Origin of the sequence: Alkalibaculum bacchi, assembly GCF_937875145.1 — a bacterium.
GTDB lineage: Bacteria > Bacillota > Clostridia > Eubacteriales > Alkalibacteraceae > Alkalibaculum > Alkalibaculum bacchi_A.
In genome coordinates, this window is sequence record NZ_CALNCS010000194.1 from 1 (window position 1) to 8,665 (window position 8,665).

The 8,665-nt window shown below is 36.1% G+C and carries 8 protein-coding genes; 2 read left to right on the forward strand and 6 right to left on the reverse strand.

Features of this window, described 5'->3' with window-relative positions:
- Positions 1–10: 10 nt before the first annotated feature.
- From Q7P22_RS11270 to pta, 6 genes are all read right to left on the reverse strand, one after another.
- Positions 11–316, reverse strand: coding sequence for a hypothetical protein (locus tag Q7P22_RS11270; protein ID WP_303864212.1), 306 nt, complete (start codon positions 314–316; stop codon positions 11–13).
- 29 nt (positions 317–345) lie between these two features.
- A complete protein-coding gene (locus Q7P22_RS11275) occupies positions 346–621 on the reverse strand; it encodes a hypothetical protein (protein ID WP_303864214.1) in 276 nt (91 codons plus the stop codon).
- A 138-nt stretch (positions 622–759) separates the two neighbouring features.
- Positions 760–1,437, reverse strand: coding sequence for a DNA repair protein RadC (gene radC, locus Q7P22_RS11280; RefSeq protein WP_303864216.1), 678 nt, complete (start codon positions 1,435–1,437; stop codon positions 760–762).
- A gap of 585 nt (positions 1,438–2,022) precedes the next feature.
- Positions 2,023–2,616, reverse strand: coding sequence for a bifunctional 2-polyprenyl-6-hydroxyphenol methylase/3-demethylubiquinol 3-O-methyltransferase UbiG (locus Q7P22_RS11285; RefSeq protein WP_303864218.1), 594 nt, complete (start codon positions 2,614–2,616; stop codon positions 2,023–2,025).
- A gap of 1,287 nt (positions 2,617–3,903) precedes the next feature.
- Complete coding sequence (locus Q7P22_RS11290) at positions 3,904–5,277, reverse strand: MFS transporter (RefSeq protein ID WP_303864220.1); 1,374 nt, start codon at positions 5,275–5,277, stop codon at positions 3,904–3,906.
- 203 nt (positions 5,278–5,480) lie between these two features.
- Entirely contained in the window at positions 5,481–6,455 is a 975-nt protein-coding gene (pta, locus tag Q7P22_RS11295) for a phosphate acetyltransferase (RefSeq protein WP_242981752.1), read from the reverse strand.
- A gap of 325 nt (positions 6,456–6,780) precedes the next feature.
- Here pta and Q7P22_RS11300 point away from each other — a divergent pair, with 325 nt between their 5' ends.
- Positions 6,781–7,446 (forward strand): hypothetical protein, encoded by a 666-nt coding sequence (locus tag Q7P22_RS11300; RefSeq protein WP_303864222.1) that lies wholly within the window; start codon positions 6,781–6,783, stop codon positions 7,444–7,446.
- Between the two features lie 244 nt (positions 7,447–7,690).
- Positions 7,691–8,509, forward strand: a complete 819-nt coding sequence (locus tag Q7P22_RS11305) for a hypothetical protein (protein ID WP_113921126.1) — start codon at positions 7,691–7,693, stop codon at positions 8,507–8,509.
- Positions 8,510–8,665: the final 156 nt, after the last annotated feature.

Consider the following 8,665-nt stretch of genomic DNA (forward strand, 5'->3'; position numbering starts at 1 on the left):
TAACAAAGGCTTATAGCCGTAGAGGAAACCACCCGTTGGACGGGTGGTCCTCATTCCATCTCTTAGCGCAAACATCTTCTCTACCTTTAAATAATGATTGGAATAACTCAATTTTTTCTTTACTTGAGCTTTTTTTAGTAATTAGTTTACCCATTTGTTCTACATCATTTACAGTAAATATTGTACTATCTTTAATATAATTCTCTTCTGGTTTTTTAATAATAAGTTTTAATCTGAGTTGCTGGATTTCAGCCCTTAAGCACTTATTCTCTTTCTCTAACAACTTATACTTTTTATATAGTTCATCATACTTCATCCTTAAATACCGCTCCATTTTCTACATTATTATAATAGTACAATTTCTGTTATAGATCCATTAGGCTTAGGGATATAGACATTGATTAAAAGCTTATTATCTCCTTCTAATTTCTCAAGAAATTGAAAAGTTAGGTACTCCCCATAACTACCTTTATCAAATATTGTGTTAAATACCCCATTACCACTTGCTGCCTTGTAATCAGATTTTTTAAATGCATTATTAATGAATAGAACCTTTATAAGCACAAATACAAAAGGGATTGTTGCAAGTATAATCATATAGAACAGAAAATCTTCGATCATAATATTGCCTCATTTCTTACATACTTTAAAACCTGAATACGTATTTGAATAATGGTAAACAAAATCCTAGTCATAGTACTTCCATAGATTTCCTTCATAATTTTTTTAAAGTTTTCTACTCATTATCATATTTTCAAACTACAACAACCCATTCTCCGCAAAACTATAATAACTCTCCCCAGCCACAACAATATGATCTAACAACTTAATCGAAATCGCTTCTGCTGCCACCTTAATCCTCTTGGTTACTTCGATATCTGCTTTTGATGGCTGCATGCTTCCTCCTGGATGATTGTGAGCTACCATAATGCTGTTTGCTTGGTGCCTTAGAGCCGTTTCTACGATGAGCCTTGGGTATACAGGAGCTTCGTTGATGGTGCCTTCGTGTAGTAATGTGGCGTGGTTTACTCTGTTTTGGCTATCTAAGCAGATTACGTAAAACACTTCATATAGCCTGCCAGTAAATAAGGAGACAGCGTATTCACCTGCTTTTGAAGAGCTATTAAGCTGTGGCTTATCTTTAAATTTTCCATGATTGTACCTTCTTGACAAGGACGGGATAAGAGAAAGTAGGATGGCAGAGTTTTCGGTCAGTCCTCCTTTAGCACATAGCTCCTTTGGGTCTGCATCAAATACACCAGATAAGGAGCCAAACTCTTTTATGAGCGTATGAGCTAGTTCGTTGGTATCCTTCATGGGAATGCAATAAAAAAGAAGAAGTTCTAAGACTTCATGATCTTGAAAATGGTCTAAACCCTCTGCAAGATATCGATTTTTCACCCGTTGGCGATGGCCTTTGTGAATGTTTTTGTCCATTTGATTTCTCCCTTGTATTCCGATTAACGATAGTTGAACGATGGTTGAGCGGTTGTTAAACAATTGTTTAAATGCTAGGTTATTAGGCTTTTGACGTTGAACTTGCTTGTTTTTCGTTATTGATGAGCGTGTAGTTTATTTGTAGAGATCCTTCGGCGCAAGGGCCTCTGGATCACTGGGGTCACGTCTTTAGGACTGGGCTCTGTAGGTCTTAGATCCTTCGCTGCGCTCCAGGATGACCTATGCAGGGGCTTGGGTCACCTTTGGGGTCTTGGATGCTTCGACAAATTTGGTTATTGTTAGTTATGTGTTGGGCGTGTAATTAGTTTGAAGGGATCCTTCGGCGCAAGCGCCTCTGGATGACTGGGGTCCCACCCTCTAAGGCTGGGCTATGTGGGTCTTTAGATCCTTCGCTTCGCTCTAGGATGACCTGGGTAGGGTTTTGCGGGTCCTTAGATTCTTCGCTTCGCTCAAGAATGACTGGGACAGCAGCTTGGGTCAATATCTCGCCTAAAAGCGAGTTTGGTTTTACTGACGACCTGACCACCTTATTTCAGAGGTTTTCCTTACCACCTTACCACCTTACTACCTTACTACCTTGCGCAGCACTATATTCAACCACTTTTCCTCTTCCCTACCCTTTCGTATATCCCTAGTTATTGTCGTTTCTACGATTTCAAACTCCTTAAGGGGTTCTAGTAGTTGTTTGAGTCTATCTTCGGTTAAATCTGTAAAATATCGACCTTTTCTATCTCCTTCAAACTCTCCGTATTTAAAAGAGGCGTAGAGATAGCCTTCTTGTTTTAATGCTTTAGAGAGATTTTTGAATATATTAGGTAAATCTCTATAAGAAATATGAAGCAAAGACGCACATGCCCATATGCCGTCGAATTCTTCTTTAAAATCTATTTCTTCAAATGTTTTACATAGTACTTCTTGCCCTATATATTCACTTGCAAATTTACACAGTTCTTTTGAACCATCAAGGGCACAGACTTCGTAGCCTAGATTTATGAAGACTTTGCTGTCTCTGCCTGAGCCACAGCCTAGGTCTAAAATGGATGCGCCTTTTGGAAGGTATTTTAAAAAAGAATGGTGGAGGTCTGATGCATTGGCTTCTAGACTATCTGTTATGAAGTTTTTATAAAATGTATTGTAATAGTCTAATGTCTTATTCATTGTATGGTTAGTCCTTTTACTTTGATTTTTGTTATACTATTATTTACGCAAGATGGAATACTTAAGTAATAAAGCTTTATATCTTAGTGAGTAATATATAGTTAAGTATGGCGAATATTGTAAATGATATCTTCTATTATACAACATTTTAGAGTTTTTGGGATGAATTTACAATTAATTTAGCGAATTATGTCTATTACCTGAGAAATATATGTTAAGCCACCAGCCGCTAGCGTTCAGCTATCAGGGCTAGGGTATTCCTTTTGGGTCTTAGATTCTTGGACAGGTATGGTTATTATCAGTTATGTGTTGGGCTTTTTAGTTCGTTTGTAGGGATCCTTCGCTTGCGCTCTAGGATGACACATGGGGGTGGGGCGCTGTGGGTCTTAGATCCTTCGCTTCGCTCTAGGATGACTGCGGTGGGGCTCTGTGGACTTTAGATTCTTCGCTGCGCTCTAGGATGACTGGGGTGGGGCTCTGTGGGTCTTAGATCCTTCGCTTCGCTCTAGGATGACTGGGGTGAGGCTCTGTGGGGCTTGGATCCTTCGCTTCGCTCTAGGATGACTGCGGTGAGGCTCTGTGGGCTTTGGATCCTTCGCTTGCGCTTTAGGATGACTGGGGTGGGGCTCTGTAAGGGCTTGGACGTTACCTCGCCTGCAGGCGAGTTTTCGGCTTTCCGCATTCAGCTTTCCCCATTCGGCTTTCTGCATTCCGCTTTCTGCATTCCGCTTTCGGCATTCCGCTTTCGGCTTAAATTGTCAATTACTTGAAGCATCTATCCCAGTTAGGGAATAGACTGTCATACCAAGATAGTATTCTCAATCAAAAAATATAAGAGGCAAATTCATCATATTATATGAGAATCTGCCTCTTATATTTTAAGCACACTTTCCATTGAAACATCCTTTCAAGGTAAAGTATTCAAGTAATGGTTTACATTTTTGACAAACAGCCTTTTTCCTCTTTCCATTTAATAGGTTCTGTATAAACTGTAAAAATTACTTTCAAAATCTATGTGATCACACAGATTTGTCTTTCTCCGATCCCTAGTCTGGGCTATCGCGAGAATTCATCTTTTGTTTATCGTTTTCCTATTATTCAGATTGACGGTGGATGTCGTCATTATTTTAAAACCATTTCCTTGTTACCTCTTATATACCCCAGGGATGTTTTTTCAAACATATAATTTAAAAATTATTTTTATCTTAGACTTTTTACTTTAGCAGAATAATAGTGGGTGCTCATTTCAAAAGGTGACAACATTTCTATACTATATTAATATGTCGTTTATTCTTCCGTAAGTGCAGCCATTCTTTTCCCATTTTCTGCTGCATACCAAGCTGCATCTTCGTCTGTGATCTTATATCCTTTAAACATAACAATAGATCCTATAAAATATAATATTGCAGGTAATCCACCAAATAAGAGCATGAAATGTTTGATAAATTCTGGAGTAGCCTCCATTCCCGCCTTGTATCCTATTATCGAGAGACCATAGCCGACAATTGCACCACCTAGAGTCATTCCCACTTTTACTTGAAGATTAAACATAGAGATTGCAACAGCACGATTATCCTTTCCTGTCTTATAAAGACCGTATTCACCAGCATCTAGCATATAGTTGACGCCAAAACCTGTGTACATATACATGCCTAATGTCATGATACAGTTTATAACAATATAGATTACTAAAGATATATGTCCCAAAAATGCGATTACCAAACTTCCTAAGCCGTATACCAATAGCCCTACAACCATAGCATTTTTCTTACCTAGTTTTACGCCTATTTTAGGACTGATAATACTAGCAAACAAGCTAAAGATCATCGTTATGGTCATGGCTACAGACATCAACAAGAAATTTCCAAGTACATACATAAAATAATATGCCATTAGTCCATTAAAGGTAAACATGCCCACATAAAAAAAGATATGAGCAAACATAACCACTAAAAGCTGATTGTTGGTAAGAACAGAGCGAACTATATCACCTACAGTTACCCTTGCCCCACTAGAGACATTGCCCTGATCTGGGTCATAAGGCGCCGCAACTTTAGTAAGAATCGTTGCACCTATAAACATAACAGCGGCAAATATTGCTGCTACAATAGTATATGCATTGGAATTACCTACAATAGGAGTTAAAAAGTTAATAAATGGAAGAGCTGTAGCTGAAGCGAGAATATTGGCTACTGCCATAGCCTGCCCACCACGAATAGACAGAGTATTTCGGTCTTCCATAGACGTTTTTGCCATAGATGCTAAAATCCCATATTGAGCTGTCGTCGTAAAGTTCATTGAGAAATGCAACAAACAGTAACCTATTACGATTATAACCGCACGAGCTGCTACTGGTAAGGAGGTCGTATCTGTAAATTGCATTACACAGCCTGCAAAAGCCGTGTATTTTAAGATGACGAGCCAAGACCGATATTTTCCCCAGGGCAGTTTAGCCTTTTCTACAATACCTCCTGCAACTACTCCTACCATAAAATCTAAAGTACGTGCAATAAGCAAAGTCGTTCCCATGAGTGCCGCGCTAATTAATAAGTTTTCTGTAACAAAAATTGTAATATAGCTTAATGGCAACATGTTCCCAACAGTTGATGACAAGGTGTACATAGCATAACTATTGATCTCTTTTTTAGTCAAGTTTGACATGTAGACTTCTCCTTTTTCTATAATTTGTATTACAAATTATAAAATATCTATTTTTACTAATTTAATTTCAATTAAGTATACCACTTTTTATGCGCACATAAAAGACCTATCTTATAAAAAATAGGCCTTTTAATCTTTTATCTTATTTAGGAGAAATCAATACTACAATCTCTCAAGCTACTTCTTTAGACTTTATCATGATTTTAATCGATCAATGATTGATTTGCAGTGATGATAGCTAGCTTGTATACATCTTCTTCTGAACAACCTCTAGATAAATCCGAAATAGGTTTGTTCAAGCCTTGTAAAATTGGTCCAATTGCTTCAAAATTACCGAAACGTTGGGCAATCTTATAACCAATATTACCTGATTGAATTTCTGGGAATACAAACACAGTTGCCTTACCTGCTACAGGAGAGCCAGGAGCTTTTTGTTTTCCTACACTTTCTACAAAAGCTGCATCAAACTGTAATTCTCCATCGATATTAAGTTCAGGTGCCATTTCTTGAGCAATTTTTGTAGCTTCTGCTACTTTTTCTTGCTCTGGAGAACTAGCAGAACCTTTTGTAGAAAAACTTAATAATGCTACATTTGGTTCGATATCAAAGACTTTAGCAGTCTTTGCTGATTCTACTGCAATTTCAGCTAATTGTTGTGCATTTGGCGCAATATTAATTGCACAATCTGCAAATACGTATCTTTCTTTTCCTTCATTTCGAATCATGACAAAAGCTCCAGAAGTTAAGCTGATTCCTGGTTTGGTCTTAATAATTTGTAAAGCTGGTCGAACGGTATCACCTGTTGAGTGGACAGCTCCAGAAACAAGTCCAGCTGCTTTGTTCATATACACAAGCATTGTACCAAAGTAATTTTCATCTTTAAGGATTGTCATCGCTTGCTCTTTTGTAGCTTTCCCTTTACGAAGTTCTACAAAAGTGTCCACCATTTCATCATATCCAGCGAAATTGTTAGGGTCCATAATTTCGATGCCTTCTAAATTAATGCCCTTTTCCTTCGCAGAACTCAATACTTCTTCTGGGTTTCCTAATAAAATAGGCACCATTAAATCTTCTGCTTTTAAGCGAGCCACCGCCGCTTGGATTCTAGGATCCATCGCTTCTGGAAATACTACTGGTATTTTCTTACCTTTAATTTTGTCTGATAAACTCTTAAACATCTTTATAACCACCTCTACCATAATTAAATTTGTCTTTAAATGACCTAGTATGAATCTTCTTGTTCTAATATACCATAATAAAAATATAATTTAAATAATAATTTACAGTTTTGTATTTATTAATTGACTTATCATAAAATCATATTTGTACTAGCTTTTCGTACTTTTTTACAGTTATTAAAATATAGCTATACAAATGAATTCGCTGAGGAGTGTGCATTTGAGATTTTTCTTTGAATAGTTCATAATTTCTAGGGTATTAAATAAAAAGGAAAAAACAAAGGATATTACCTGCTATATTTAATTTAAGAAGGGTGGATAAAACATGATTTACAGTATAGATGATATTAAAAAATTATTGAATCGTTATTTCTTTTCCGATGGCAAGCTCACCTCTTTAGAAGAAATAGCTACAAATCAAAAGCAGATTTTTACTGCCTCCCTTATTTCTTTCATAGAAGACAATGTAGAAACATTAAAGCCTCACTTACCCAAATTAATGGACCTTTTTCGCATGACTTTTCCAGAAATGAAGGAATTAGATGATACTACAATTATTATGGATTTTATAGATTACACTATAATCAGTGAAATTGAACTTGCTCACAATGCCTCTTCCATAATGAAATTCTTCGCTGCAGATGTGTCTCTAAGCAATTCCTTAAAAAATTTCTATATATTTCGCATCATCGAAAAAATTAGATTTGCAAAGATGCAAAGGGAAAGTTTACGAGATACGAGCGCTTATAACAGACATATAGAAAAGATCTTAACAGAAGTAAAAGATGCTTTAAGGGTATTATTTGAACTCGATACTAGTTACGACGAGCTTGAAGCAATTTTAGAAAAATACTACGAGTTTAATCGCCACGTAAACATCCCAAATTCTTGGATAGAATTCTTTTCTTTAAAAGGGTATGACACTTTTAACCAGTTTATAGATGCAAAAAAGATAGATGAAAAAGCTCACTTAGATACAGATTTTGAATAATTTATAATGCAACTTTTGTGAATAATAAAGTGAAATCTGCAATACATATTAATTGACCATACTTTTATTATAAACCTACAAAACAATTTTTTACACTTGTAGGTTTCTTTGTTTTATCCCCTTTAGTTAAGATGAGCACTAAATATTTGCTCATTCATATAATCAGATAGAGTTGTTATAAAAAATATGTTACTATATATTGATATCCGATATATCATTAGGCAATAAACAGAGGAGTGGATATATGAAAAAATTGAATTTTAAAGAGAAATATAATAATATTCTAGACCATATCAAACAAGAAAAGAGAACATTTGCTATCTATCTCATCCTTAGGGCACTAGTTATAGTAGTGATGATTGCGCAATTCTTTAATAAAAATTATGAGAATGTTTTTCTCTGCATTCTTACCTTATTCCTCTTTTTAATGCCAAGCATCATCGAAATGAAATTTAAAATAGATCTTCCAGGCACCTTTGAAATCATTATTATGTTATTTATCTTTGCCGCCGAAATCCTTGGAGAAATCAATGAATACTATATTGTATTTCCTTTTTGGGACACTATGTTACATACTTTAAATGGTTTTTTAGCGGCAGCAATTGGTTTTTCTTTAGTAGATATATTAAACCGTACAGAAAAAGTGTCTTTTCGCCTATCCCCATTTTTCATGGCCTTGGTGGCATTCTGTTTTTCTATGACGATCGGAGTAATATGGGAGTTCTTTGAGTTCGGCATGGATTATTTCTTTCAATACGATATGCAAAAAGATACCATTATACATAGTATCTCTACTGTAAAACTAGATCCATTGAATGGAAATAATACCGTCATCATTGACAATATTACCAAAGTAGCTATAAACGGGAAGGATTTAGGTCTTGGTGGATATTTAGATGTTGGATTATATGATACGATGAAAGACCTATTAGTCAATTTAATCGGGGCTGTTGTGTTCTCAGTTATAGGGTACTTTTACATATTAAAACGAGGAATTGATGCTGTTGCTACTCATTTTATCGTTACAAAGGTGACTAAAAAGGCTGATAAAGCAGAAGAATAGAACTTATAATTATTTGATATATATCTTAATTAGTTAGTGCCTAGGGATCCTTCGTCGCTAGCGCTCCTCTGGATGACTGGAGCAGTTAGCCTGGGGTCTTAAGATTCTTCGCTTCGCTCTAGAATGACAAAGCAGTTAGCCTGGGGTCTTTAGATT

Coding starts and splice junctions, on each gene's coding strand:
- pta (WP_242981752.1), bottom strand. CDS start 6,455: ATGTTTAAGAGTTTATCAGACAAAATTAAAGGTAAGAAAATACCAGTA.
- Q7P22_RS11300 (WP_303864222.1), top strand. CDS start 6,781: ATGATTTACAGTATAGATGATATTAAAAAATTATTGAATCGTTATTTC.
- Q7P22_RS11285 (WP_303864218.1), bottom strand. CDS start 2,616: ATGAATAAGACATTAGACTATTACAATACATTTTATAAAAACTTCATA.
- Q7P22_RS11290 (WP_303864220.1), bottom strand. CDS start 5,277: ATGTCAAACTTGACTAAAAAAGAGATCAATAGTTATGCTATGTACACC.
- Q7P22_RS11270 (WP_303864212.1), bottom strand. CDS start 316: ATGAAGTATGATGAACTATATAAAAAGTATAAGTTGTTAGAGAAAGAG.
- radC (WP_303864216.1), bottom strand. CDS start 1,437: ATGGACAAAAACATTCACAAAGGCCATCGCCAACGGGTGAAAAATCGA.
- Q7P22_RS11275 (WP_303864214.1), bottom strand. CDS start 621: ATGATCGAAGATTTTCTGTTCTATATGATTATACTTGCAACAATCCCT.
- Q7P22_RS11305 (WP_113921126.1), top strand. CDS start 7,691: ATGAAAAAATTGAATTTTAAAGAGAAATATAATAATATTCTAGACCAT.